Genomic DNA, 26,255 nt, shown 5'->3' on the forward strand with positions numbered 1-26,255 from the left:
CCAGTTTTATTTTTCAAAACAGCACCTTTATTTTTCAAATTTAGGATTTATTAGCCAAAGTCCTGATTTTATTTCTCAAAATTAACATTGTATTTCTCAAAATGCCCTGTTTATTTTTCAACGGGGCATCCTGGCGATCTCCGTCCAGTTTTATTTTTCAAAACAGCATCTTTATTTTTCAAATTTAGGATTTATTAGCCAAAGTCCTGATTTTATTTCTCAGAATTAACATTTTATTTCTCAAAAGGGCCTGTATATTTTCAACGGGGCATTCTGAGTCACTCTGTACAGTCAATAAAAAAGTGAGTAAACATGAAGGTGTTTACTCACTCGTATTTTCTTTATACTGCCATTATTAATTTATTATGCTTCTATGACTGGTATCCAAATTTCACTTCTGTAGTTTTCACTATTGGGATCGCCGGCCGGGTATACTTCGATTTCTGGAGCTTTATCATGCTTATAGTCGGATGAGGGAAACCATTCAGAGTAGATCCGGGACCACACGTTTTGAATTGCGCCCGGCATGGGGCCGACACATTCAAAAACTGCCCATTTGGCCTCAGGAATTTCTTCCTCTTCCCATCCCTCCGGCAGTTCTTCCTTGTTCTTTTCGGTCCCAATGTAATAAATAAACCCGTTGTATTCAGGTTGATATGGCATACATACACCAAGCAGCCCCATTGGCCCAGAATGCCTTGAAAGCTCTTCGCTAAAACCATTACTATTAGATTCTATCCAAAACTCAGTGATGGCACGCTGATGTTCATCATTTTCCATTGATACCTTGATTCCTTTACCTACAATTTTAAAAGCGTCCTTTTCTATAATTTTAATATTCATCTCTCCATCTCCTTTTGTCGAAAAATGTATCTAACGAATTAAACATTCTGCACAACCTTTTTATTCCCTTCTTTATTTATTTTAGAAGAGGCCGGAAGATGTGGGGGAATTCTATCAGATGGGTAAATACCATACTAAGTTCATGTTTAAATCGACCTCAAAGAACAACAAAGAGCAGTGCTTCTCCTGCCATGGAAATGAAGCACTGCTCAAAGTTTGTATAAGTCTATTTATCTACGATTTTTATCTCGTTAAAAGGCCAGTAGACCAGTTTGGTGGTTCCCACTACCTGTTCAATCGGCACAGGGCCTATATGCCGGCTGTCTGTACTGTTTCTTCTGTTATCCCCCATTACGAAGAAGGTTCCATCGGGGACGACCGTAGTAAAATCTGGTGTTAAAGCTCCTTCGTATTGACTGCTGTATTCCTTTTTATATTGATCGAGATAGGCTTCTCCATAGGCTTTGCCGTTAACATATAGCGTATCATTTTTATATTCTATTTCGTCACCGGGCAAACCGATGACACGTTTTATGTAATCATCTTTACTGTTGGCATGGAATACGACGATATCGAACCGTTTAGGTTCTCCGACTTTTGTTACAACCATGCGGTCGTGGTCCTGTAAAGTAGGCATCATCGATGACCCTTCTACAACGATGGGTGCCAGGAGAAAGGTCCGGATTACAAAGGCCAGACCAATTGCGATGAGGAATGCTTTTGTCCATTCCCAGAATTCATTTTTTCCTTTTGCCATTTGCTTCATCCTCTCACTAAATTATTGAATTGGTATTTAAAAGTATGACCCTTGTCACTGTGAAAATCAACTAATCGCTATTCGCGTTTTATTAAATATATATTGATTTTAATAGTCCGCTTTGTGTCTTTTTATCTAAAATGAGCAGGAAAACTTTCTTAATGATAGAACCTAATAGTTGTTAATGATTACAACCTTATCGAGATTCTGAAAGGAGAAACGCTGATGAATAACACTAATGAGACGGCAGTGAAAAGAGGTCAATTGGGACAAACGATTCAAGTCCGCTTGGTTTCCGATCTTAAAAAGTCCCAGGAATACTACCGGAAAATTCTCGATTGCGAGGTTGATGACTGGGGCCACGCAAAGCGCGATGGAATGCTGGTTATCCTGCAGCAGGCTAACTCCCTTGACGATGTCCGGCCCAACGCCATTTCCAGAAAGCGCAATGATTATCCTACAGAATGGGAAGGACCAGATTTTGGCTGGGATACGTATATTCATGTTGGCTGGGACGACTTGGACCATATTGTTGAAGAAATCAGTGAAAAAGGCGGATACATTGCGGCCGAGCCATTCACGGGCACACATGGAAAATGGGAGTTTAAAAACGCATGTATAAAGGATCCAGATGGCTATGCGATTGTGCTGGGTTCCATGCGTGAAGGCTAATAAAAACAACCTCTATCTCTTCTGGGGGACTTTAAATCCCTTCAAAATCTTACGGATACCTGCAAAGAGCAAATAATAGAAGAAGTAATTAAAAAATATGCCAAACATATTAACTCCAACAATCCATTCGCCATGATAATCGACGATTTCCGCCGGGTAGCCGATATAGTGAGTTCCATTGGTAATTCTATAGCCAATCCCGGGGATAAAAGCGAATAGAATGGTAGAAATTAGGCTTAATAGATGTAATTTCTTTTTAGAGGATTTCATTTAATATTTAGTGCTGAATATGTTGATCACGGCCAAAACTACCAGGCCTATTAAAAATAGGATACTGAATATTCCGTCGACCATGTAGATAAGCCCCTCTCGTCCTTCAGGAAGGATTATAATTTAACACCAACCGCACATGTGTCCTTGATGCTGTTAAAATTACCATTTCCACCCATTTATTTTATCATAGATCCAAGTTGGGTGTTTCCATTTTTATTAAAATACTGACAAACTTGCCCGGCGGCGAGTTTGTCATTCTTATTCTCATTGAGACTTCCTTATTCTACGACTTTTATGCTAAACGCATAGGATGAATCTCCGTGAGAAAGGTGCTCCTCTTCTTCATCCATCCACCAAACAGAATACGCATAATGGTAGATTCCTTCCTCCAGCGGCGCTGTCACTTCTCCTCCATCAAAGGAAACATCTGTCTCCTTATCTCCCTGAAACTGCGCCAAATGGAATTCATTCGGTTTTGGTTCAAAATCTAACGTGAATCTTATGCTTTCAACCGGTTTAACCACAACGGGTTTGTGACCTTTCATAAGTTCCGGCGGACCAGCGGTATCAGCACAGGTGGTATTCCAGCAATAGCTTCCCTGTACCCCTTCATGCTTTTCATCACCTATTACCATATAGCCAACCGGTGGTGTCTTTCCTGGCATTTCATCATGGCTGCATCCTGCTCCAAATAGAAGCAAGCAACATAACAGAAACAATTTATTCATTACACTCCCCCCTTTGCTCATTAGACGCAACGATTTGGCAAAAGTTTCTTCCGCAGGGCCCCCCCTAATATCTTTTAATTGTTTTTCTGTTAAAATATACCTATTAAAATGTTGGGACAAGGTGGTGACAGACATGAACATTGGGATGGGTTTGCTTTTTTTGCCCCTTGCAATTATTTTTATCGGGTTAGGAGGCCACTTGATTAAAAATAATGATAAAGGTTTTGGGAAAGGATTGGTACTAACTGGTATTATCGTTTTATCGGGGTGCATGCTATTGCTTACTGGTTTATACGATCCTTATGCAAACCATCTTGAATAAACTAACGGGAGGACAGGCTGGTAATGAGGAGAGGCAAAACAAAAAAAGCCCTTATTTCTTTGGACTTTAAATGAACTTTCTTAATATGTATCTAACATTCACGCTGGCCTATAGACGATTCAGATAAATGGGTTTCCCGGAATGAAATCGACAAAGTCTTCCTTCCCTCATTCTCCTTAAACAAATGAGAGTAAAGCTTAAACAGCTGCCGGTACATTCCTTTTAAATCAGGGGCAATGATGACGATTTGCAAACTTTGTTCTTCCCTTCGGACGACAACAACAAATCTTTTCCTTGGCTTCCTTAATCTCTTCATATGCTCCTCTTCTGGTGAATTTTTGTCATTCTGGGCTATTGGTGCAAATAAAAACTGCCGCAGAACACGACAGTCGAATAAGCATAGAAGCAAGTACTAGAGTGCATAGATGATTGGTCCTGAGCTGCTTCAGTGCTTATAGTAGTTAATTATCCTTTTTCCGACATAAATAAACACAAAATTCTTTTTTATCTGTTATTTTTCAAGCAAATATCACCAAAAAGCCTTGAAGACATCCTTACTTTTCCCTTCTACAGCCTATTCAAGCAACGTGGAGGATCTTTTCTCTACTCGGTTAAACTAAAAAACCAGTCACTCCTTGTCGGAGGACTGGTTTTAAAGATTATTCGCCTTTTACAGCATCCTTTAACGCTTTTCCAGCAGAGAATGCAGGTACTTTAGATGCCGCGATTTCAATTTCTTCACCAGTTTGTGGATTTCTTCCTTTTCTGGCTGCTCTTTCGCGGACCTCAAAATTTCCAAACCCAATCAGTTGTACTTTTTCACCATTCGATAAAGCGTATGTAATTGTCTCAAATACAGATTCAACCGCTTTGGTCGCATCTTTCTTTGACAGTTCTCCAGCTTCTGCTACAGCATTAATTAATTCTGTTTTATTCATCGTTTAAATCTCCTTTTACAATATTAATAGGGATTAACTATATCATACGAAAAAAATAATAACAATTCTTAACATGGTTAAATATGGCCATTCTTATCAAAATGCTACTTAATGACCTAAAATCCGGAAATTTTTATGGCAGGATATTAACTTTTTTACTATAATGACGATATATAAACCATAAGTCCTGTGTAAAAAGCACTGAAGGGGGAACTAATTTGTTAACAATTAAACATTATATCTTGAGTGATAAAGAAAGATTTGAAATGGAAGAAGTGATTTTATCGAATAGTAGTGCAATCAGCAGAGATGAAGTATACAATCTTGACGATCAGGAATTAACCCAAATGTATGAAACCTTTAAAGGAAAAGAGTATGCGACTTCAGCATCGTAATAGTAAAACAATTTCCTTAATAAGCAGGTGTACTTAATTCCATAGTCCCTGCTTATATTACTATAACATTTATCCGGTGAATTTCTTATCTCTTGCTATTTTGCCAAGTCATGTAAGATCCAAACGGAGTCTGTCCAACCGGAAATCTTCAATCAGATCAATATTTCTTTTGGTCTTCACATAATCGAGAATTTGCTCTGAAAGATTTGGTATAAGTAAAATGGAGTTGAGCTCCTCAAGCGGCACCCATTCTACCGCTGTTTGAAAGGGATCTGGCTGCGGCGGAAGCCTTGGGATTGAATGATCTTTAAGCGTACATTCAAAAATTAAATGCAAGCTATGTTTTTCGGTTGGCAAGTAATCACCAGACTGTTTTTGAGGGGCAAACTCGTAAACCAGTGCCAGCTGTCCAACCTCTACCTCTGCATTTGTTTCCTCATACACTTCCCTGGCAACACCCTCTAAAATTGTTTCTCCCTGTTCAAGTCCTCCGCCAGGTAAATTGTAATGAATACCATTGTCATTATACCGAATGACTAAGATTGCATTGTCTTTAATTATTAATCCTGTACATCTTATTCTAACATGGGACAAGATCTCACCTCATTCATATATTTCTAATACGCTCTCCTTTAACCCTGCTTAACATCCATACTAAGCCTTTAATCTTTAGATCATATTTTGTTTAATACCTTATAAACTCCCCACTGCGCCCCATTGTTTCTAAAAAAAACAGCTTGGATGTTTCTTAAAAGAAGGTAACCTCTATTGTCAGAATAAAATCACTATTTTTTTCTATATCCACAACCAAAAATCCTTTTAACATATAACTTTAGGAGGGTTTAGTCCACCATGAGAATAAAATTGAAATATTTAAATGGGACCTGCCTGAATAGCTATACATGTACTAATGATATCACCTCTCCCTTTAATTATGTGGAGACAGCCCTTAAGCCCCTTGAAACAGGCTTACAGACGTAGGAAACATTTGTTAAGCCAATAGGCGAGAACTGATTGGCTCATTCAGGTTTCCTTGAAATACTTTCTTTCTTATTTTGCGCTTCTTAAATTTAGAAAAACAGCAGGCCCCACTCTCTTCGTACGTCTATTCCGGCAAGCTCCACCCTTTTTATAAATATTTTCAAAAAAAGGTTTAGACACAAATTGATAAGGGTAATTTCTATTTATGCTTGAAAAAATGAACGACAGGATACCCTGCCGTTCATTTGGTGTAGTTCACTTACAGTTATTCTCCTTTAGCACGCTTTTCTTTTAGCTCAAAATACGCTTTAAAAACATCATCCGCAATATCGAGATTGATATGGGATTTATCCGTCGTTAACCATGGCACTACAACTGAAAGTGCAATTTCAGGATTGTCATAAGGCGCATACCCGGCAAATGTTAAGTTCCAGGTCATGGGCTTCACAGGCAGCGGACCATCATATAAAGCCTGGGCTGTTCCTGTTTTTCCAGCAATCTTGTACTTCTTATTGTCAATGGAACCGTATCCGGTACCCTGGGGGTCGTTGACAACAAGCCTTAATCCTTCTTTTACATGAGCGATCCATTCATCCTCCATATTTACCTTGTTCAGGATGTTTGGCTTATACTCCTTAAAGACTGGCCCCAGTCCATCACCTTCATTACTTGGCTCGCGGATTTCTTTCACGACTTTAGGCTGAACGCGATAACCGCCGTTTGCAATCGTTGAAATATACTGAACTAGCTGTAATGGAGTGTAGGTATCATATTGTCCGATGGCGAAATCTAGCACATTACCACCCTGTGGAGGGATTTGTCCAGCGCCATAGCCGGTTTGCTCCCCAGGCAAATCAATTCCTGTCCTGACGCCTAATCCGAATTGGTTGAAGTTCTTCCTTAAAGTGTTGATTCCTTTCACTTTGTCAATACTTAATGGGCCATTTGGAACGTAGGTTTGCTGTCCTCCAATTTTCATGGCAATCAAAAACATATAAACGTTTGACGACCTTTTTAAAGCATACAGATCATTAATGACTCCAAATCCGACCGTATTCCATGATTTCTTCACTTGGGTACCCTTAAAATGCAATGGACGGTCATTCAGGTAGGACCATGGAGAAATGACCCCCGTCTGATAGCCTGATAAAACAGTTGCACCTTTTACGACAGAACCGGGAGAATAGGAGGTTGTCATATTCCCCAAAGCGAAATCATTGATTTCGGTTATTCCTGTTGAACTGTCCCTGACATATTGCTTTCCAGCCAATGCGAGGACATCCCCGGTCTGGGGATTCATGACCGAAACCATCGCCCGGTCCAAATATGGCTGGCCATACCTGGCAGTTCCCAGTTTTTCCTGGATGATCTTTTCCACTTCCTGCTGAAATTCCATGTCAATCGCTAAAACCAGATCTTTCCCGCTTTTACCTTCTCTGACCACTTGGGAATCAATGACGGTCCCCGAATTATCAGTTACCTTCTTCACAATTTTCTTTTGACCCTGCAGAACATCTTCATACTGCAGCTCTAAATAACTTTTCCCAACACGGTCGTTTCGGTTATAACCCCGGGCCTCATAGTAGCTAAGCATATCCTTTGGCAGTCCTTCTTTAGAACTGGTCACTTTTCCTAATACCGAACTTAAGGTTGTATTACCATCTTCATCCTTATAGGTATTAAAGCGGTCCCAGTCGGTGGTGGTGTTAACGCCAGGAAGCAAATTAAGGTTTTCGCTGACAACAGCATATTCCTTTTCACTAACATCTTTATTCTTAATAATGTGAGGTGTTAAGGATCTTGAGCTGGCCATCTCCCGGAAAATAGCCAAAACTTCCAATTCTCTTTTGGTAAACGAATTTAATTCTTTTTCAGTAATTCGCTCTCTTGTCAAATCATATACCGCCGAATTAAAGTCATCATTATCCAGGTCTTTTTTCTTAATCTCCGCCTGATCCTTTTTCGTCACTTTTTCCTTTGCCTCATCAGGGTGCATTAGAATCCAAAAATCTTGACGGTCCCTCTCGGTAATGGATTTGAAATCTTCCTCAGTGTCCTTCTTAATTAAAGTTGCCAATTTCTCAGCCGTTTCCAGCATTTCTTCCTGTGTGACAGAGGATGGCCGTGTGTACGTAATGGCTTTTAATGGTTTATTTCCTACAATCAGCTTGCCGGTAGTATCATATATTTTCCCTCTTGGCACAGAAGAATTAATTGGCACTACCACCTTTTGATCAATCTCCCGCTTATAATCCTCTCCGTAGACAATCTGGATGGTCCCCAGTCTGACCACCAATGCTGAAAATAAAATAAATACCAAAAAGAAGATAAGATTTAATCTAAATCGCCCACTTTTATTTTTCTTCATTGCAAACTCTCTCTTTCAATTAATATCTTATTCTATAAGACGAAGCACAAAGATTTAGGTTCCCAAATAAATGCTCTTCCTGTAAATATTCTTGGACCATTTCCAGTTTATGTCCCGATACATAGTCCTACTCATATCTATGGCTCCAGGTGATCATCCATGCCCTTCATTAAATAAAATATATCCTCTCGAATGGCAATGACAAACAGCCAAGACTGAAGTTTGGTAAAATGGAAGCAGCAGGTACAGAAACATCTTAGGGGACTAACTGGGATCAACTGTTAATGAAGAAAAGTTTGAATCCAGACTATTGGAAAGGAAAAGTACACAATTCCTCTAAACTATAAGCCTCATTGTTTCTGTTACTGAATTCAGGTTCTTTATGAATATTGTCATGGTCTTCGCTTCACATTTATGCCTTTACTTTTTGTCATCGAACCAACCATAACATATTTTTAATCGTTTTTCAGTGGATTTTGGCAAATTTTTTCATATTTAATCGATTGCTGGATTTTTTTTGTACCGTTACAGCTATGGTAAACGAAAATTCAGCTTTTCAAATAGGGAAAAAGATGGTGATGACAAGGAAGATAGCACTACTATTACCAGTTTACGATACAAAAAAAGAACGGCAGGAATGTCCTACCGTTCAGATCCTATAAATTTTACAGATTCATAAACTCTAGAAGGTGCACCTGCCATTTCCATTTCACACGAAAATAGAGATCCTGCCAGAGGCTCCTGTGTCAGTTGTTCAGATGTCAGCCCTTCCTTGGCTGTCGTAATATAGAGTGTTTTCCTATCTCCTCCGCCAAATGCACAGCTGGTAACATTAGATACAGGCATTGGAATTCTGTCAACAAGCATTCCTTCCTCTGGATCAATGCAAACCACACTGCTTCCTCCCCAAAGTGCGACCCATAGACGATCGTTCTCATCAATAGTCATTCCATCCGGTGAACCGTCCATCCCTTCAAAATCGAAGACAACTTGGCCATCCTCCAATGAATCCGTCTCTTTAGAAAAGCCAAAAGACCATATTTTTTCCGTTGGTGTGTCAATCAGATACATTGTAGTTCCATCCTTATTCCAAGCCAGTCCGTTCGAAATGGTTAGACCTTTTTTACTTTCTGTCAAGGTACCGTATTTATTAATCATATATAGACTGGCTGCACCTTGTTCACCATCTTCACTCATCGTTCCAATCCAAAAGCGGCCATGTGGATCGACTTTTCCATCGTTGAAACGCATTGAAGGTCCTAAATCATTAAGTGAAACAACTGTTTCGGTGATACCTTTGTCCTCATCGTATAAAACCCATTGATTCCTCAGCGATAAAAAGATTGAGCCGCTGTGATCAACAACTGCACTTGTAACATGATCGGCAAACACATATTCCTTTACTATTTCAGCTTCTGGATGGTAAGAAATGAGCTTTTTCCCTAAAATGTCAACACATAGCAGCCGCTTATGATCCTGGTCCCAAAACGGTCCTTCCAGCAGCTGGCCTCCCTGCACTTTTTCCACTTTTACTGATTTCTCCATGTCATCATTCCTTTATCTATTCTTTTATCTTTTAGTTCCCAAGATAAAGAGCCATTGAGCTATGATATTACTTTATTATGTAAGTCCTGTAGTAGCTTCTTCAGACTGTAACGGTTACTGGCTATTTAAATTTACCCAATTCATCCGTAAAACTAACCTTACAGTCAGTAATTTAAAATGCTTTATAAAAAGGCAGCATGAAAAAAATAAGGCCAGCCTGCAAGGCAGGCCGGCCAGCTGAGAGTGAAACTTTAGGGGTTATTAAAGTTCCTATTCCATAGTAAGACAAGAATATTAATTCTTTATGAATATTTTGTAAATTAAATGTAAATGTAAGCTTCCGATTCGATGGAAGGGCTTGTTTTATGACGAAATGAAGACTTGGTAGTGAAATGAACACAAGTTCAACCTTTGATGTCAAACGATTTTCCGGCTCTTAAGCATTTTCCTTTAATTTTGCCGGCTTTACATTAAAGTATAATTTATAGAAGGTCTTATCTCCCTGTTTGACAATCGAATGCCTGACATAGTCTCCCTTGAAAGTTCTTTTTTTGTCATCATAAATATACCAATCCTGCCAATCAATTACGGTCTCAAGCAAGCCTTCAATGGTATAGGGATGTTCATATACCTGCTGGTGTAAAATTTCTTGAGAGAAGGTGTTGCAGATTTGTAGAATAAACACCTTAAGCACCTCCTAATCTAGATACTTTTATTATATCTTATGTGGAAAAAGTTCTTAGAGTGTACTGTGAAGGAAAGGTGACATTTATTCCCTAATATCCTCCTTAATGATATATTTCAGTTCTTAATGTTTTATCAATTGGTATCTGCCAGCTTTGTGAGGGCAATATGGGATAATGGAAGTCAACTAAATATTTAGCATGGTGATTTTACTGGACCGTTAACTGGATGGACCTATAGTAACGACGACATTCCCTTTTTTGTGTCCGGTTTCTACATATCTGTGTGCCTCGGGAATTTGTTCAAGCAAATAGTGCCGATCGATGACCGCCTTCAGTTTTTCCTCTTCAATGAGACTTTTTAGGAATAGCAAGTCTTTGGTATGAACTTTCGCGATTCCCTGGCCTTCAACGGACACGTAGGATCCATCAGGCAGGAGTGCCTTTTTGCATTGGGCCTTGGAGCTTTTTCCAACTGCATCGAAGATCAGATCATATCGCTCGTCACTAGATGTAAAATCCTCTTCCGTATAATCAATCGCATGATCTGCCCCAAGGGACTGTACCAACTCAAAATTTGCTGATGAGCATACTGCGGTAACTTCTGCCCCGTAATACTTTGCGAGCTGTACGGCTGAGGTGCCTACCGACCCTGACGCTCCATAAATCAGGACTTTTTTCCTCTCTTCAATCTGACCTTTTCTCAGAAAGTAGAGAGCAGAAGTTCCGCCAAATAAAACAGCGGCAGCTTCCTTGAGGGGCATATTGTCCGGTTTAATCGCTACCTGACCGGTTTCAGGGATACAAGTATATTCGGCGTAGGCTCCAAAATTCATGCCTGTCATAGCGAAAACCTGATCCCCTCTCTTGAATCCTTTAACATTCTTCCCTATTTCCTCAACCTCTCCAGCCAATTCCACACCCAATATCGATTTTCGAGGCTTCCTCAACCCCAGGAAAATTCGCATCGGGAGCCATAATAAAATGGGACTGTTAAAGCTCCTTACCCTTAAGTCTCCTGACGCCACTGTTGTGGCATGGATTTTGACTAGTAACTCATTTTCCTTTGGAACAGGTTTTTGAACCTCGTGAAGTTCCAAAACATCAGGTGAACCATATTTCGTACATACCATGGCTTTCGTACGCATCCTCCCCTTTCGCAGTCTATTTTTAGTTTATGAACAAGACAGGATTATAAAACTAATTGATTACGAGTGAAATAAATGAGTTGATAAGCATACCTTCGATGTAGACTTTTAGAGATGACTTTCCGGTAAATTACCTGATAAAGCTAGATTGAACCAACAGAAAAAGCTGCCATGTAAGGGCAGCTTTAGAAGTGCATTAGTATGATATGATCGGAAATTCCATGCTATTATTAGTATTTTAATTGGTATTCCCAGTTAAGCTATTCTCGAATAATTCAATGATATCCAGAAATCTTTCCGCTTCCCTGAACGTGTGATCAGCTAACAGCGGATGAATATTGCTCTTGATCCGGCATTCTTCAATCAACTCTCTAGCTGTCTTCTTAAAATCTCTTAGTGATGCTACCGAAACCTTATTTTGATTTAAAAATTGACTCAGGATAGGTCTTGTTTCTGATTGAGGCCTCATAGATTCCAAATCGACTGCCTGAAAAAGCAATTGGTCAAAATCATGGCTGAATTCTCTGGCCTGTTCCACTAATTTTCTTTCCGAAGGGTCTAATAGATGGCCGATAAACTTGGCATGGTCTGCCATAATTCTAAGAAAAAACACATTTTCCTCAATAATGGCTTCTGGCTTCGGCGCCAGTTCGCCCCTGTTAAGCTCCTGCAGCCGGTTCGCAAAATAAGCCGCCTCCCGGCTGATGTGGTCGACTAATAAAGGGTAGTTATTTGAACGTATTTCACAGCGCAATGTCAGCCCTAACACTTTTCTCTTGTAATTCCAAATACCAGCAGCTGCTTGGTACACTTCGCTGTTAAACATGCGAATTTGCTGCAAATCCGAGTGTATAGAAAATCTCGCCAGCCTTTCTTCTATCCTCTCAAATATAGCTATAAACTGTTGTGCTTCACTAATCAGTTGATCTTGATCATGAGTGAACCCCAGGCTTAAGAATAAGGCATGTTCCTTCATGATTCTTGACCAGAATTTTATTTCATCCAAGGACCTGGCAACAATAGGATCCGTCATAAAACCCCTCCTTGATCACTCCCTCCTTTTAAATGTATGAACTGCTATTTGTCCAAATTCGTGAAAGTACCACCATCTAAATTCCCTATTGCGCCGACTGCCCATTTGTAAAGACACCCAGGAAAATAACTTTATATCTTGTTCAGGGAAATTGCAGGCAAGACTTTTGCTTTCTGCAGCATACTTCTAAGTAAAAGGTGCGTCTCCATTATCAAGGAAACGCACCAAAAAGATGCCTATTGATGCAGCTGTAATTGCGTTAAACTAATATTTATCGATTGTTGCTCCCAGAACAGAAGCACGAATAAATTGAAGGTCTTTAAACCGCTTGAGCTCTTCAGCTGCCCCTGTTACTACAGCACCGCTAACAAGAAGTTCACCATTCTTTGTTACTGCATTTTCCTTTATCCCTTTTAAGGCAGCTTTGACAGAGGTTCTTGATTTGCTTAATTGCTCCATTGTTTTTAGGTATCCTTTGCCGCTTTCTGCTGTATATGGATTTTCCTTGTTTACTGAAAATCCATAAGCTCTTCCTCCTCCTTTAACTCTCAGGCTGTCATCTGGCAGTTCCTCAGACATTCTGCTTCTTTGTGCACTTGTTGTCGTATCCACCCACAACCAGTTAATATTCTCATGCCCAAGACGGCTGCTTAACTCAGTCAGAGTCATAGGTTTCTCAAATGAAAGAGCAACCTCGATTAATTTGTTGTCATCCATGCTTGCTGCAATTTCTATTTCCTTAGGCAGAAAGTCATAGGGCAAACCAGGGTAGTAAAAATCGATTCTTCTCTCATTTGTGTATTCATTATAACGGACAACCCGGTTGGCTTCGGCATTCATACTCTGTGTTGACACCAATCCGCTCCCCTGTTCAATGATGCTCACCCGGCCAAACAGAGGAACTTTTTTTGTCGTTTGATCCCAGACTATTTGCCTGTCACCAATTTGTTTATATTCTCTCGTTACAGCCAGAACACTAAAAAGATTATGAATAAAATATGTACCTTCCCCCGTGACATTTGCTCCCTGAATCATAGTTCTCATATAGCCCTTTTCCTGGTCTGCCTGCAGCCGCTTGTTCAAGAAGTATTGACTCCCAAGGAATAGTGCAGTCAAAAGAAAAGCCGACGTAAGGAGTGCAATAATAACATATTTAATTGTCTGCTTTCTCCTGGATTTTTTTACAGCCATCTGTAAGGATGGGCTGCTTATAAAATCTAGTTCCTCTTCTGTATTTAAGCTGTTTTCATTTTTTTTCACCATTTGCAGCCTCCTTTAGAACCTTTGCTAGTTGGTTTCTTGCCCTGTATAAATTGGTTTTTACCGAGCTGAGATTCATGCTGACTATACTGGAAATTTCCTGATAGCTGAGTCCCGTTTGATATTTTAATAATAGCAGTTCCTGAAATTTAGGCTTTATTTTAGCAAGGGCAAAGCTTAATTCCTCACGTTGTTCTTTTGTCAGCATCATGGTTTCAGGCTGTTCCTTTTGAGTTGCTACCAAAATTTCATCATTCAAATCCAGACGAATGCGACTGAGCTTGCGGCATTGATCATAATGAAAATTTAATGCCACCCTGATCAGCCAGCTGCGGGTTTTTGATGGCTGAATAGAATCATTGTATCGCAGAAATTTATAAGCCGTTTCCTGGACAATATCTTCGGCGTCCTCTTTAGGTATCCCCATTTCCCTCAAGTACCTGTAAACAATATTCAGTTCGGTGTTTAGAATCATCCCCTGATTTTTAACTTCCATATCATCCTCCCGGTTACTTGACGTTCTATGATTCAAAAAGTATACAAACTAGGAAAAACTTTTTTATTTTATATGAAAATATCGTTTTATATACTTTCCGCCAGAAAAAAGGATAATTTTAGGCTCTTAAGCAAATTGATCCGTCGTTCCGTCTTTATAACTATTGAGGGGTTTGCCTTGTTTATAAACAGAAGGACTTATAAAGGATAAAAATCCAAACAAGGTTTTTCGTTTACGTTGAGTAATAGTTTCTCTGCCAAAGCTCCCTTTCAATATCCAAAGGAATATTATCAGCGCCCTTTTTCTTTTCCCAAAAACTTATATCACTCCTTGATTTATCGATTATCAATAAGTTATTATTAAGTTACAACACAACATTGTTGTTAGTATCCATTTATCTCGAGGCTGATGTTGTTTCCTCACCGAGGATTTTTTTCGTAAATGGAAATGTTTTTTCCGAGCTAAGAAGAACTGCGAGGGCCGATAGAACAAACGTCCAGCTTTTATATTTTTAAGGGGGAAAAATTATGTCTTTACTGTTAATTTTAGGACTGATTGGGGTTGCTTTGGTTTTAGTCTTCATGCCAAGATTGAATATTGATCCGGGTAAAAGCAAGGCCATTCAAAGGTTACAAGGTTATAAGTGGTTTCACAATCATTGGTACGCTGGGCTCTTTTTGTTCTCCATGAATGCAGTTTTGTTTACCTTGACATGTCTTATGCTCTTCGCACTAATGTATTTCACGATTCCTTTTGTCCATCTGCTTGTCATGCTGGCCGCTGTTATTTTGAGTATTCTTTTATGGTTACTCCTAGGCGGGGCATGGCAGGGAGCAAAAAGCGGCCGGATAAAAATGAGTGGTGCGGGCAGCAGTTTTTATTTTTTACTAACTATTGTGTTTTCATATTGGTTTTTCACAATAGAACCGGAATATCCTGGAGAAGATACCTTTATGAGAGCTGTTGGACTGCTATTCGCCATTGTTGTCGGTCTAGTTGCATTTATTACATGCTTTGTCATGACTGGTTTTCCGAGGAGGAAATAGGGAAGCTTATACGTAACCAATATTAAATCGGACGTTGTTATATTTTTGACATGCTAACAAGGGACTGCCCCAAAAGCTTTTAGAAACGGGGAATTACATTTTTTCTCCATGGCTTCCTGTTTTAAATACTTATGTAATTTTGTAATTTAGTTAATGAAATTCTTATTCCTGCTAAAAGCATAATGTTCAGGCTATTCATATAAGTATAATTGCGTCTAGCTACTTTTGTTTTCCCATTTTGCAGAGGCAATACGTTACACTATAAGTGAAAATTTGATAGACATTCCCTTCAGTCTGCTGCCTTTTAAGAAGTCTAATTTCTTTATCGTTAAGAAAGATGCCACTTACTTGCTCATTCTGTTCATTCACCCATGTAATGAGCAAGGTTCCTTTGTAATAGGCCGTATCCAACCCAAGTGCGGCATCATTCCACAGCATAGCCCCTTCCTGTGACTCCGCTTCAACGGCGGCACGTCCGATATTTAGCTGGTGTCTTCTTAGATCATAATAAATAGCCGCACACGGGCTTCTTTTTTCCTCTGTTCCCAGCAATATCCCCAGCAGTTCCTTGCCAGCCTCCCAATACGACTGTTTTTTTATCATTGAGACTTTCTCTCGCAAAATCAGATAGTCAGTATCCTTTCCCTGAATCCAAAAAGCTAATTTATCTCGATATGGAAATGGTTTCTTGCTTATTTTTACTAACTCTTTTTCCGTTAAGAAAATGCCTGTAACTTCATTAGCAGACTGGACCCAATATAGTGTAAGGCTTGGAGATGTACCAATTGAACTTGAAGAGTGAAAAAAGCGTCCATGGATTTCTTCAGCTGTGTCAAAATGTTTTTTCCTTCGGTTGTACCTTCCTCGTAAAATCGTTACTGTTTCTCTCTGATATTGATAGTTGAGCAGTAAGTTATGAACCATATAGCTTTTTTCCTGTGCGCCACTATCGAGCAACATCGCTAAATCTTCAAAATCAAACACCACAAGTCACCCTCTCCCCAAATTTCTATTCTTTTCTATGTATGGGCATTATCTCATTCCACCTCAGAACGTACTTATAAAGAAGTAATTGATTGGGAACGTCACCAGCCAATTTATATTTCCTACTGTCAACATACGAACGGTGCTCCTCTTTCCTTATTCCATAATAACCCAAAATTCATGGAGGGTTGATCCTTTTTTTTTATGAAATCCCTTTCGAATTTCCCTTTTTAGCTGGAAAATCTGTGACCGTTTAAGAATTAACCCAGTCGCAAAAATTCATTTTATGCACTGGGTTCAGGATATTTGCATATTAACGGGAAGTTAATCGAAATATGTAACTCCTTCATCTTTGTCTTATCAATGTTTACTTCAAGTTTGGTTTTATCCTGGCTATGAGGACTTAATTCTCCATCCAGGACTTATGATTTTTGAAACCTTTTGTCTGAATAATCGTAAAAAAAAGAACAACTAACAGGAGGAATTTTTATGTACGAATACAAATTTGTTAAGATTTCAGTCGGTGCTTTTTCAGGAAGCCCTAAAGATGATTATCAGGGAATAATCCACGAGCATGCAAGACAGGGCTGGAAGCTGCATCAAATATTTACTCCTCCATTTGGTGCTGGCGGTCAAGCCGTTTCAATGGAACTGATCTTTGAGAAGGAGGTGGCAAATGACTAGATGCTATTGTATGATTCCCCTCCCTGCTCATACTATTTGAACCTTAATCTCCCTATACTGGAATTGACCTCCTAGTGATGTCGGCTGTGAAGCTATGGTAAACTAACTACTGTAGTGATGAACAGAACAAAAACATGAAATGGTGGGTAATCGCGGCTCATGGAAACATGAGTTGAGGAAAGTCCAGGCTCGCCCGGTGCTGAGATGCCCGGAGTGTTCGTGCCATCTGCAAAGATGGGCAGCAGGCCATGATTCTGCTGACGGCGGTGAAATTAGCTAAGTCCCTTGGGATATGCTGAAATTAACCTTAAAGTGCCACAGTGACGAGTTCTTCTGGAAACGGAAGAAATGGAACGAGGTAAACCCCGCGAGCGAGCAACCCAAACTTTGGTAGGGGCACCATCCCGAGGGAATATAGAACCAAAAGGATGGATCGATTGAACACACAATCGATAGTCATATGATTACACCTGTTGTGCGAGATTGGCATCGTTTAGCACGCAGGAACAGAACCTGGCTTACAGCCATTTCATGTGCCGGATTCATCCCTATATGAATTGAAAAATAACATAGAAATTTGTCTAGCCTATACATACCGTGCTAGACGGGGAGATGGCGGTGCCCTGTAACCCGCAATCCGCCATAGCGGGGTTGAATTCCTGCTTGAGGTATCAACATGTGAGGTCTGCCTTGTTTAAAGAGGCGTTGAAAATTGGGTCCTTCGCAATGGAAAGCTGTGAACCTGGTCAGGTCCGGAAGGAAGCAGCCATAAGGAGTTTCTTCCATGTGCCGAAGGGGAGCCTAATTTGAGCTGGCTTTAGCAAGTAACGCTTGTTTGTTTTTATCGATAGCAGGTGCACGGTGTTCCATACAATCTTATAATGATGAACAAAGCCGGGGTCGCTTACAGACCCCGGCTTTTTGATACATACAGCAGTATTAATTTTTAAGGCGATTATCCCAGGAATTCACGTGATCGTCTTCGTCGAACTCGACGATAACATCAGCCACTCCTTTTTCCTTCAGGATTTTTTCTTCCAGGCGATCTTTAATGTCATCTGCCTGTGCTACAGAAATTGAAGGGTCGACCTCCACCATTAACTCCACATGAAATTCGTCTCCCTCTTTCAGGACCGTGATTTCTGGCAAATCTTTGACTTCAGGGTCTTCTAAAACAAGAGCGCCAATTTTATTTTGCATGAATTCATCGGCTTCTCCCAGGACTCCTGCTGCATTATCCAGGAAGGTCTTCCCGACAACAAAGAACATCAGAATTCCGATGATGATCGAAGCCAGCCCCTCTGCATGGTGGTATGGAGTGTAATGAGAAATGATAACCGCCATTAAAGCCAGCAATCCGCCACCGGTAGCCACAGAATCCTCAAGGAAAACCAGCTTTGTTGCAGGTTTGGCCTTACCGACATGCCGGATGCTTTGATGGATGATTCCCAGGCCTTTTGCTTCCACTCCTACGTCATGCAGTGTTTCTTTCATGGCTTTAAATAATACAAAAGATTCAAGGATAACGGAAATGGCGAGTACACCTACACTGATTAAAAACCCGGTTGATTCTGCCGGATGGAGGATATGATGGTATCCTTCGACAATGGTTTCATATGCCATTATTCCAACAATCAGTACGGCACCCAGCAATACAAGATTGACCAGGCGGCCAAATCCATTTGGAAAGCGTTTGGTAGGGGCTTTTTTACTAAGCGCAGAACCAATGAATACAAAAAACTGATTAGCCGTATCTCCCAGGCTGTGCATGGTTTCTGCAAACATTGCGACATTTCCGGTAAAGAAAAAGGCTATACCTTTTATAATAGAAATGACTGCGTTAACTGTAGCTGCTGCAAGAGCCGATCTGTTTCCTCGTTTTAATAGTGAAAATAAATCCTTCATCATCTCATCTCTTTCTCTCTATAATTTAATTTAAATAAAAGGATGCTTACAGTATTCGTGGGGATATATGTGTTTATTCCTTAAACATAAAAATCCACTTCTAATTAATGAGGTAAAATCCCCTCTGAAAGCATGATTAGAAATTCTTTTCTTCTAGTTACTTACCTCTTTTTTAAAGCAAAAAAACCTGGTGAAAAGGAGTCTTTAGTAATGAATAGACTGCATCGGCAGCAAAAGGACAATCGTTTCAGACAAAAGTTCTTATTTTTGCCAATAACTTGATTAAGCTAAAAGCGGCAGGGAGACCTGTTGTTTTCCAATAAGAAGTGACTTTTTGAAAAAATGGATCTGGATTATTCTGTTTTACACCGACATTTTTATCTTCGTATTTCAAAATCAAGAATGAATCAGCATTCCATAACTGGCCGATTTACAAGGGAGAAGAACTCCTTCTTTTTGCAGTATTCTTCTTCCCTGACCTCTTGCAACTCATGATGAACGAGACAATTGATTGCATTATGGTTTCTTTAATAGTAATGTTTTTAGAGGAAGTGAAACTAATTAAGAAAGAGGATTTTTATGAATATATTGTGGGATTTTGATGGAACTCTTTTTGATACATATCCTTCTTTAGTTGAAGGCTTCGTACATCTTAGTAAAAAGGATCTGGACCGCGCTGAGGTATTGAAATGGCTGAAAAAAGATTCAAAGACCGCTTTTCGCCATTTCGGAATTGATGAAGGTCAAAGAGAAGAATACAAGCGGTTATATAATCATTATGCAAACACGACAAGTGTCCCTTTTGAGCATCTCGAAGCTGTTTTATCCAGGGGTGGCGATAACATCATTGTGACTCATCGGGAAAAGGATTCCACTATTTCCCTTCTTGAGAAATATGATCTGAGAAAATATTTTAAAGAAATAGTCTCGGTTGAGGAACAGGGATTTCCCAGAAAGCCTGATAGCGCCTCTTATGAATATGTACTTACCAACCATCAAATTGATCTGGTTGTGGGCGACCGTGACCTGGATCTTATTCCGGCAAGGAAATTAAAGATCAAAACTGTCGCTTTTCAAAACAGGGATATTGAAGCCGATTTTTATCTCGACAGCTATGAAGATTTTTTCCCGATGGTTCTTCAGCCACTTCAAAACTAATAATAAAGTGAAACTGGCCCTTTTCTTTACCTTATGAAGTGGTATCCGTCATAAAAGTAAGGCGTGAATTCCTTTTGAATTCACGCCTTGATCTTTATTTATCAAATTCAATTGTTTCGTTAATGTTCGTTGTGTCATACCCGTTTCCTGCCATTCTGTTGACCATATTGATGACATTTTTAGCAAAATTACCGGTCTCCCAATATTCAGCAGCTTCTGCCGTGATTTTAATTAGGATGACATTAGGATCATCATAGGAAGTCTGCATGATCTTTTCATAAGCAGCATTCCATAATTCCCTTTTTTTCTCGATGTTGTCAATAATTTGTGCCTTGCCTCTGACTGAGACATAGGATTTGCCAGCATAGGCGACATTAACTTCTGAATCATGAAGGAGCTCATCATATTTATCTGTATCTCTCTTTGTAAAGAACCAAAGGTCTCCGTCGAACTCTATCTCCTGTGTCTTCATTGGACGAGACACCAGACCTTCTTCTGAATTGGTCGTCAGCATCGCTGTATCAATATCTTTTATTAACTCACGTAATTTAGCGACTTCCTCTAAATTATATCCCGCTATATTTGCCATAAAATCACCTCTTCGTTTTATAAAGATATTACCCTTCGAGAGGTCATTTAATCCATAAAGGGGATTAAATGCTGTACCCTACTTCTTCAAGAATGTTTTTCTCTATGTATTCTATTGCTCGGATTCGGCAACATAGCGTTTCTTGACTATTCATGGGATTGGCAAGTCTTAGTAAAATGACTACAAACTCTCAGGCAAATAATGTTTATAGATATCAAGAATATCTCTATGTTTGATTAAAGCAGACACCGTTTTGGGATGCGGCTTTGTATAAACCATCGGATAGTCGATTTCCCCAATCTTTTCATCAACCGGAAATGCCAGCCTTTCCTCTCCAATTGAAAATTCTGCATGAATCCCTTTTTTATTTCCTCTTGCATCTAATCGAACCCATTTGTCCAAAGTATTAATATAGACAGCATTTAATGCATGTATACAGTACCCTTGCTCGGGAGTATCAAATAACATCAATCTTTGGTAACAGAATCCTGCAGGTATTCCTTGAGAACGCAATAAAGCGGCCAGAAGGTGAGATTTTGCATAGCATATTCCTTCTTTATGCAATAAAACATCCGATGCATTACAAGTAACAGTTCTGCCCTGAATATCCCAGGAATGAGCAATTTTATCACGAACAAACACAAAAGCTGTTTTAACTTTTTCCAACTCATCCTGCCCTGGATGAAACAGCTCTTCCGTCCTTGCTTTTATAACCGGGTTTGAATAATTAACCTCTTCTAATTCAAGCAAATAGTCATCCAGTCTTTCCGACTCGCAAATCATCGAGAATCATCTCCCTTTTTTAATGTATAAATATCTATTTTTATGAATTATAATACATTAAAACCCCAGAAATTTAAAGGTAAATCACTTATAGCTTTTCTGGTAACATAAGCTATGGAATTTGCATTAGGTTTGTCTGACTCTCCGTAGCATGTTCTTTCCATATGTAAATGCCATTAAAACCTTTTTGGATATCTTCTTTTTTGTATAAGCCCCTGCATATATTTAATGTAGGAATATTATGTTCAAAATGCGAATCTATTTAGTGCTGATTTCTCTGACCTGGATCATCAACAACATAATGTAAGGGTGTGTTGAAGCAAATGGATTTAAATACTTTTATCACCATATATCAAGAGTTTTTAAATGAAGGGAGAGCGAAAGGATGGATGGTTGAAATACTTATTGAAGAGTTCGGAAATCACCTTGCATCCATTACTAATCAAGATGGAATTGAAGTGGAGTTCTTCATTGAATTAGATTTAGAAAATGATGTTTGCCTGAGCGAAAAAACTCGTCAAACCACTTTGGATTATGGCGTACTAAGGAAGAAAGGAGAGGGAGATTTTTTTGCGAAGGAAGTATTGGATTCCTTCCACCACTATTGGGCCAAAAAACTGGCTAAACGCAGCATGAGCTTTATCGTTCATAAACGTTCTTAAGCAAAACTCCATTTCATGTACAACGCGCATTTAATTTCTTTAATGGTCAGCCTAAAACCAGACTTCTATGTATACCGCTCTGCAGGTTATTATCATTTAGTACTCCCTCGTTCTTCCTGCTTCAATTGTTATCCCTTCAATTTGAGTAATAAGCCGATTTCTAAAGAAAGTAGCGGCATGAGCACAAGAATATATATTTAAGTTGCCTCCATGCAATCTTCGTTGTTTTTATTCAACTGGTGCAGGATGTCCTTCAACTGAATCATGTCATCAATAACGTAATCAGCCTGAGCCAATTCATCTTCCCTGGCAAAATCAAAATTACACCCAATTGCAGCCAAACCATTTTGTTTCGCTGCATGAATATCTGATAAGCGGTCGCCCACTACAGCTGCTGTTTTAATACCATGCTTTTCTATAATTGCCTTCACTAAATCTGCCTTATCCAGAGTGCTTACTTGTTGTATGCTGAATGTTTCTGTGACCCATTCATCCAGCTGATAATAATCAACAATTTCATTTAAGTAGTGTGTTAAGCCATTGCTTGCAATGAAAATGGAATAGTACTTCTCTTTTAAAAAACTAAAAATTTCCTTTACGTGAGGGTACAAAGCACCTCTCCCTCTTCTAATATTTTCAATTAACCTTGTTAGAAAGTAAGCATCTGTTTGTTCTCTAACCACATCTGTGTGATTAGGCAATAATATTTTCCAGACTGTTGGCAGAGGGACCCCCATAATCTCCCGGTATTTATTAATTGGTGTCGCCGAAGGATATAAGTTTTGTGAACGCAAATGATTAAACGTATCATCAAGTGCATGTTCCAGGATTTTATCGGTCTGAAATAGTGTACCGTCCATATCAAAAATCAGTGCTTTACACATTTCTCTCTCTCCTTTACAAATGTTCTTTTGTTTCCAAAGTTTTGAATAACCAGAAATAGGTTTAATTGGAGAAAGGGGCTGCCTAAAGTGACCTACGCTGTTGGAGAGACACGGTAAGGAACCCCTACTTTTACTCCAAGTTCTTAGCAAGTGTTTTATAAAAAAAGCAAGTCATGCTGTCTTCTAGACTTGAATTCTATATTCCAATTTCGTTACCAGTCTTCGCAGTAGATATTTTAAACCCTTTCACCATCACACCATCATTCGCTGGTTCGAAATCCAGTTCCCGCACTCTCTCAAACCCGATCTTTTTGTACAGGGAAATCGCACTGTTCATAAAATCCGCTGTATGCAGACCCACATGAGTATATCCCTTTTCTTTCGCAGCTTGAATGCAATGTGTGATCAATAACTTTCCAATTCCACTTCTTTGCATGGAAGGCTCAACAGCCAACATACGAATTTCAGGATAATTTTGTTGTCCTGTGGTCCATTCGTATGCTTCTAGTTTCGCAGGAAACAGCACAACGCTTCCGACAATTTGCCCCTTTGCCTCCATAACGAAAATGTCCACACCAAGTTTCACATCATTATCGGAAGACAAGGTTCCTCTTAATGCTTCCCAGTGTGCTTTTGACACCAGGTTTTCATAGCTTTTATAACAATCCAATCGTTGCTTTCTAACAAAATCAATCTCATTTTCTTGCATTTTACGAATCAACAATTTTCCACATCTCCCCGCGAAAGAAAATAAGTAGTCTGAATAAATGAGCTTAATTGTTTAACTGGGTCCTAGAACTGCCAAATAATCAGGAAACTGAAAAAAATAAATATTGGAACTTCTCATATTATGAAGGACCGCCCCCGATGATTCAATCCTTTTTCTTCTGAATGCGAATGGACCTCGAAAGGTACGTCCAAACTCCTGCTTCCATTTTCCGCTTTTTCTTGCCTGTGACGAATGAACGATATACTGATGATCCTCGTCATACGTACAGATACCTTTTTAAAGGAGTGTTGTTTATGAAAACCTCTCAGCTAGGGTTCAGGATTTCCCTTTTTCTGGCCACTATCTGCCTTCTAGCGGGATTTTTTGTGGTCCCTTATCAAATGGAATCAATAAAAACCTTTTTTGGCGTTGAGGAATACGAAAAGGTGATGGATTCCCTTCAGATGCCCTTTCCTTTGCTCATTCTTCTCACCAGTCCCCAAGTGTTTGTTGTTTCCTTGATTCTTGGATTTACTGGCTATTATTTGGCCAAAAGTGCCGGCTTTCGTCTAGTCTTCTTTGAAAACCTCGTCACCAGAGGGAAGAAAGCTGTGCTTAATGCCAATTCTGTCCTCCTCGCTGCAGGACTAGGAATCTTATCAGGACTTATCATTCAGGGAAGCGACCGATTTTTTTTCATGAAGCATATCCCAAAGCTTCAGGAGTCCTCTCCGGAATTTAATGTCATTGGTTTGCTAGCCGGCATTTTTTATGGAGGCATCCTGGAAGAAGTAATGATGAGGCTGTTTGTCATGAGCCTTCTTGTCTGGGTGATCATGAAGGTGTTACGCTACCCGAATGGAACCCCTCTCCCTACCTGGGTTTACTGGTCTGGAATTATTCTTGCAGCGGGTGTATTTGCGGTGGGACACCTTCCAGCCACAGAGCAGTTATTCGGAGAAATAACTTCCGTCCTCCTTTTTCGCTGTTTCTTGCTCAATGGAATTGCAGGAATCTTCTTTGGCTATCTGTACTGGAAGAAAGGACTGGAGTACAGTATGATCTCCCATATGATAAGTCATATTTCTTCGCAGCTCCTGTTCATCCCGCTGTTTTACTAGAGTAAATGTACAATCAAACAATAGGGACAGCGCTCCATTCGCAGTCCCTTCAATCCCCCTTATAGATTGTTGATATAACATTTTTTATACTTTAAGGTTTTCTCATTCAATTCCTCTACCAACTGGTGGATTTTCAGTATTCGTTTTGTCCATCACCAACCAAAAACATTGATTTTCAGGAGATTATTCCTCAGATGATTAATCCTGTCCAAATTGCCCTCAAGTAAGGATCCTGTTCAGCTCTAATTGGAACTTTTCTTTGCAACAGACTTTTATTGAATCAGAATGGAATAGCTTTTAGTCCCGTTCCCGTTCTATTGATGGTTTAGGTGAAAGGATACTTGTTAAATATACTAGTAAAATCAAATTTGGAAGGGATCAGATCATGTTAAACAATCATAGCCTTAAAGGCAAAGTTGCTGTAATCACAGGTGCCGGTTCGGGCATGGGCCGGGCAGCTGCGCTCCGTTTAGCAAGTGAAGGGGCAATGGTCTGCCTGCTAGATATCAGTTTGGATCAAGCAAATAAGGTCAAAGACCAAATCGAGGAAACCGAAGGCAGTGCCCTGGCAAGAAAGTGCGATATAAAGTCCGCACAAGAAATAAAGCAAGGGATTGAAGCTGCAATAGCCCGCTGGGGCAGAATTGATATTCTATTTGCCAATGCCGGCATCGCCGGAGAAATGGCTCCGATTGAAACGATGAAAGAGAAGGATTGGGACAGCACGATAAATACCAATCTAAAAGGGACCTTTTTAACTGTTAAACATTCCGTTCCCTTCCTGAAAGAACATGGGGGCAGCATCATAATCACAAGCTCTGTAAGTGGCAGCCGTACTTTTTCACAGGCTGGGTTTACCGCCTACAGTACATCAAAAGCAGGACAGCTTGCCTTTATGAAAATGGCTGCATTGGAACTTGCTCAATATAAAATTCGAGTAAATGCGATTTGTCCAGGCGCCATAGAAACCAACATACAAAAATCAATTCATAAATCCACCGATGTAGAAGAAGTTGAAATCCCTAAATTATATCCTGAAGGAGATCAGCCTCTTGAACATGGTCCCGGGAAACCGGAGCAGGTTGCCAATTTAGTTGCTTTTTTAGCTTCTGACCTTTCTTCTCATATAACAGGGACAGAAATTTATATTGATGGCGCAGAATCTCTTCTTAAATAAACAGTGGGCTGCTTCTATTGGGGAAGCAGCCTTTTTTAATTGCATCTGCCGATATATGTACAAATGCAAATTATGAGAGATAGTAAGTTACTGCCTTAGTTGAATTTTGAT

General features: G+C 39.6%; 27 protein-coding genes, 2 other RNA genes and 1 pseudogene. 11 read left to right on the forward strand and 19 right to left on the reverse strand.

Translation table 11 applies throughout. From position 1 onward, the window contains the following. Positions 1-363: 363 nt before the first annotated feature. Together EV146_RS08075 and lepB are read right to left on the reverse strand one after the other, a co-directional pair. Positions 364-843: a GyrI-like domain-containing protein gene (locus tag EV146_RS08075; protein ID WP_132004402.1), complete on the reverse strand. Its 480-nt coding sequence runs from the start codon at positions 841-843 to the stop codon at positions 364-366. Positions 844-1,069: 226 nt separating this feature from the next. Further along, positions 1,070-1,600: a signal peptidase I gene (gene lepB, locus EV146_RS08080; protein ID WP_132004405.1), complete on the reverse strand. Its 531-nt coding sequence runs from the start codon at positions 1,598-1,600 to the stop codon at positions 1,070-1,072. A 225-nt stretch (positions 1,601-1,825) separates the two neighbouring features. Here lepB and EV146_RS08085 point away from each other — a divergent pair, with 225 nt between their 5' ends. Continuing rightward, positions 1,826-2,272: a VOC family protein gene (locus tag EV146_RS08085; protein WP_132004408.1), complete on the forward strand. Its 447-nt coding sequence runs from the start codon at positions 1,826-1,828 to the stop codon at positions 2,270-2,272. Positions 2,273-2,823: 551 nt separating this feature from the next. On the opposite strand, the gene EV146_RS08090 is transcribed toward EV146_RS08085, so the two are convergent. Further along, positions 2,824-3,273, reverse strand: coding sequence for a hypothetical protein (locus EV146_RS08090; protein WP_241993858.1), 450 nt, complete (start codon positions 3,271-3,273; stop codon positions 2,824-2,826). Between the two features lie 133 nt (positions 3,274-3,406). Here EV146_RS08090 and EV146_RS08095 point away from each other — a divergent pair, with 133 nt between their 5' ends. Next, positions 3,407-3,595 carry a hypothetical protein gene (locus tag EV146_RS08095; protein WP_132004411.1) on the forward strand — a complete coding sequence of 63 codons (189 nt, stop codon included), beginning with the start codon at positions 3,407-3,409 and terminating at the stop codon, positions 3,593-3,595. 91 nt (positions 3,596-3,686) lie between these two features. Here the strand turns inward: EV146_RS08095 and EV146_RS08100 are convergent, their stop codons facing one another. Both EV146_RS08100 and EV146_RS08105 read right to left on the reverse strand, forming a co-directional pair. Next, positions 3,687-3,911 carry a hypothetical protein gene (locus EV146_RS08100; RefSeq protein ID WP_121612803.1) on the reverse strand — a complete coding sequence of 75 codons (225 nt, stop codon included), beginning with the start codon at positions 3,909-3,911 and terminating at the stop codon, positions 3,687-3,689. Between the two features lie 343 nt (positions 3,912-4,254). Next, positions 4,255-4,533, reverse strand: coding sequence for an HU family DNA-binding protein (locus EV146_RS08105; RefSeq protein WP_121612802.1), 279 nt, complete (start codon positions 4,531-4,533; stop codon positions 4,255-4,257). Between the two features lie 242 nt (positions 4,534-4,775). Here EV146_RS08105 and EV146_RS26905 point away from each other — a divergent pair, with 242 nt between their 5' ends. Further along, positions 4,776-4,928, forward strand: a complete 153-nt coding sequence (locus tag EV146_RS26905) for a hypothetical protein (RefSeq protein WP_199232665.1) — start codon at positions 4,776-4,778, stop codon at positions 4,926-4,928. A 108-nt stretch (positions 4,929-5,036) separates the two neighbouring features. Here EV146_RS26905 and EV146_RS08110 read toward each other — a convergent pair whose 3' ends face one another. From EV146_RS08110 to EV146_RS08145, 8 genes are all read right to left on the reverse strand, one after another. After that, positions 5,037-5,522 carry an NUDIX domain-containing protein gene (locus EV146_RS08110; protein WP_132004414.1) on the reverse strand — a complete coding sequence of 162 codons (486 nt, stop codon included), beginning with the start codon at positions 5,520-5,522 and terminating at the stop codon, positions 5,037-5,039. Positions 5,523-6,174: 652 nt separating this feature from the next. Beyond that, on the reverse strand, positions 6,175-8,277 hold the full coding sequence (locus EV146_RS08115) for a peptidoglycan D,D-transpeptidase FtsI family protein (protein WP_132004417.1): 2,103 nt from the start codon (positions 8,275-8,277) through the stop codon (positions 6,175-6,177). Positions 8,278-8,919: 642 nt separating this feature from the next. Continuing rightward, the gene (locus EV146_RS08120) at positions 8,920-9,822 is read right to left on the reverse strand and encodes an SMP-30/gluconolactonase/LRE family protein (protein WP_132004420.1); all 903 of its coding nucleotides are present in this window, start codon (positions 9,820-9,822) and stop codon (positions 8,920-8,922) included. Positions 9,823-10,258: 436 nt separating this feature from the next. Further along, a complete protein-coding gene (locus tag EV146_RS08125) occupies positions 10,259-10,507 on the reverse strand; it encodes a hypothetical protein (protein WP_132004423.1) in 249 nt (82 codons plus the stop codon). Positions 10,508-10,726: 219 nt separating this feature from the next. After that, a complete protein-coding gene (locus EV146_RS08130; protein ID WP_132004426.1) occupies positions 10,727-11,653 on the reverse strand; it encodes an NAD(P)-dependent alcohol dehydrogenase in 927 nt (308 codons plus the stop codon). A gap of 238 nt (positions 11,654-11,891) precedes the next feature. Next, positions 11,892-12,686, reverse strand: coding sequence for a DUF2935 domain-containing protein (locus tag EV146_RS08135; RefSeq protein WP_132004429.1), 795 nt, complete (start codon positions 12,684-12,686; stop codon positions 11,892-11,894). A gap of 264 nt (positions 12,687-12,950) precedes the next feature. Beyond that, the gene (locus EV146_RS08140) at positions 12,951-13,949 is read right to left on the reverse strand and encodes an anti sigma factor C-terminal domain-containing protein (protein WP_132004432.1); all 999 of its coding nucleotides are present in this window, start codon (positions 13,947-13,949) and stop codon (positions 12,951-12,953) included. Continuing rightward, entirely contained in the window at positions 13,933-14,442 is a 510-nt protein-coding gene (locus EV146_RS08145; protein ID WP_132004435.1) for an RNA polymerase sigma factor, read from the reverse strand. The genes EV146_RS08140 and EV146_RS08145 overlap by 17 nt, the downstream gene beginning before the upstream one ends. A gap of 527 nt (positions 14,443-14,969) precedes the next feature. On the opposite strand from EV146_RS08145, the gene EV146_RS08150 reads away from it, so the two are divergent. Then, complete coding sequence (locus EV146_RS08150; RefSeq protein WP_132004438.1) at positions 14,970-15,488, forward strand: hypothetical protein; 519 nt, start codon at positions 14,970-14,972, stop codon at positions 15,486-15,488. 219 nt (positions 15,489-15,707) lie between these two features. On the opposite strand, the gene EV146_RS08155 is transcribed toward EV146_RS08150, so the two are convergent. Continuing rightward, entirely contained in the window at positions 15,708-16,472 is a 765-nt protein-coding gene (locus EV146_RS08155; protein ID WP_132004441.1) for a hypothetical protein, read from the reverse strand. A 489-nt stretch (positions 16,473-16,961) separates the two neighbouring features. Here EV146_RS08155 and EV146_RS08160 point away from each other — a divergent pair, with 489 nt between their 5' ends. From EV146_RS08160 to ffs, 3 genes are all read left to right on the forward strand, one after another. After that, a complete protein-coding gene (locus tag EV146_RS08160; protein WP_132004444.1) occupies positions 16,962-17,156 on the forward strand; it encodes a DUF4177 domain-containing protein in 195 nt (64 codons plus the stop codon). A 138-nt stretch (positions 17,157-17,294) separates the two neighbouring features. Continuing rightward, positions 17,295-17,682: RNase P RNA component class B (rnpB, locus tag EV146_RS08165), an RNA gene on the forward strand. 69 nt (positions 17,683-17,751) lie between these two features. Continuing rightward, positions 17,752-18,018: signal recognition particle sRNA large type (gene ffs / locus EV146_RS08170), an RNA gene on the forward strand. 77 nt (positions 18,019-18,095) lie between these two features. Here the strand turns inward: ffs and EV146_RS08175 are convergent. Continuing rightward, positions 18,096-19,061, reverse strand: a complete 966-nt coding sequence (locus EV146_RS08175) for a cation diffusion facilitator family transporter (RefSeq protein WP_132004883.1) — start codon at positions 19,059-19,061, stop codon at positions 18,096-18,098. Positions 19,062-19,640: 579 nt separating this feature from the next. On the opposite strand from EV146_RS08175, the gene EV146_RS08180 reads away from it, so the two are divergent. After that, positions 19,641-20,219: an HAD hydrolase-like protein gene (locus EV146_RS08180; protein WP_132004447.1), complete on the forward strand. Its 579-nt coding sequence runs from the start codon at positions 19,641-19,643 to the stop codon at positions 20,217-20,219. A 94-nt stretch (positions 20,220-20,313) separates the two neighbouring features. Here EV146_RS08180 and EV146_RS08185 read toward each other — a convergent pair whose 3' ends face one another. Beyond that, a complete protein-coding gene (locus EV146_RS08185) occupies positions 20,314-20,808 on the reverse strand; it encodes a pyridoxamine 5'-phosphate oxidase family protein (protein ID WP_132004450.1) in 495 nt (164 codons plus the stop codon). Positions 20,809-20,988: 180 nt separating this feature from the next. Then, complete coding sequence (locus tag EV146_RS08190) at positions 20,989-21,591, reverse strand: transglutaminase-like domain-containing protein (protein ID WP_132004453.1); 603 nt, start codon at positions 21,589-21,591, stop codon at positions 20,989-20,991. Between the two features lie 323 nt (positions 21,592-21,914). Here EV146_RS08190 and EV146_RS08195 point away from each other — a divergent pair, with 323 nt between their 5' ends. Then, the gene (locus EV146_RS08195; protein ID WP_132004456.1) at positions 21,915-22,253 is read left to right on the forward strand and encodes a hypothetical protein; all 339 of its coding nucleotides are present in this window, start codon (positions 21,915-21,917) and stop codon (positions 22,251-22,253) included. A gap of 197 nt (positions 22,254-22,450) precedes the next feature. Here EV146_RS08195 and EV146_RS08200 read toward each other — a convergent pair. Next, positions 22,451-23,152: pseudogene (locus EV146_RS08200) on the reverse strand (HAD hydrolase-like protein); the annotation flags it as partial. 181 nt (positions 23,153-23,333) lie between these two features. Beyond that, entirely contained in the window at positions 23,334-23,846 is a 513-nt protein-coding gene (locus tag EV146_RS08205; RefSeq protein WP_132004886.1) for a GNAT family N-acetyltransferase, read from the reverse strand. A 314-nt stretch (positions 23,847-24,160) separates the two neighbouring features. On the opposite strand from EV146_RS08205, the gene EV146_RS08210 reads away from it, so the two are divergent. Next, positions 24,161-24,967, forward strand: coding sequence for a CPBP family intramembrane glutamic endopeptidase (locus EV146_RS08210; RefSeq protein ID WP_158287046.1), 807 nt, complete (start codon positions 24,161-24,163; stop codon positions 24,965-24,967). Positions 24,968-25,352: 385 nt separating this feature from the next. After that, positions 25,353-26,144, forward strand: coding sequence for an SDR family oxidoreductase (locus EV146_RS08215; protein ID WP_132004465.1), 792 nt, complete (start codon positions 25,353-25,355; stop codon positions 26,142-26,144). Positions 26,145-26,255 lie beyond the last annotated feature (111 nt).

It is taken from the genome of Mesobacillus foraminis (genome assembly GCF_004340465.1).
GTDB classification, from domain to species: Bacteria; Bacillota; Bacilli; order Bacillales; family Cytobacillaceae; genus Mesobacillus_B; species Mesobacillus_B foraminis.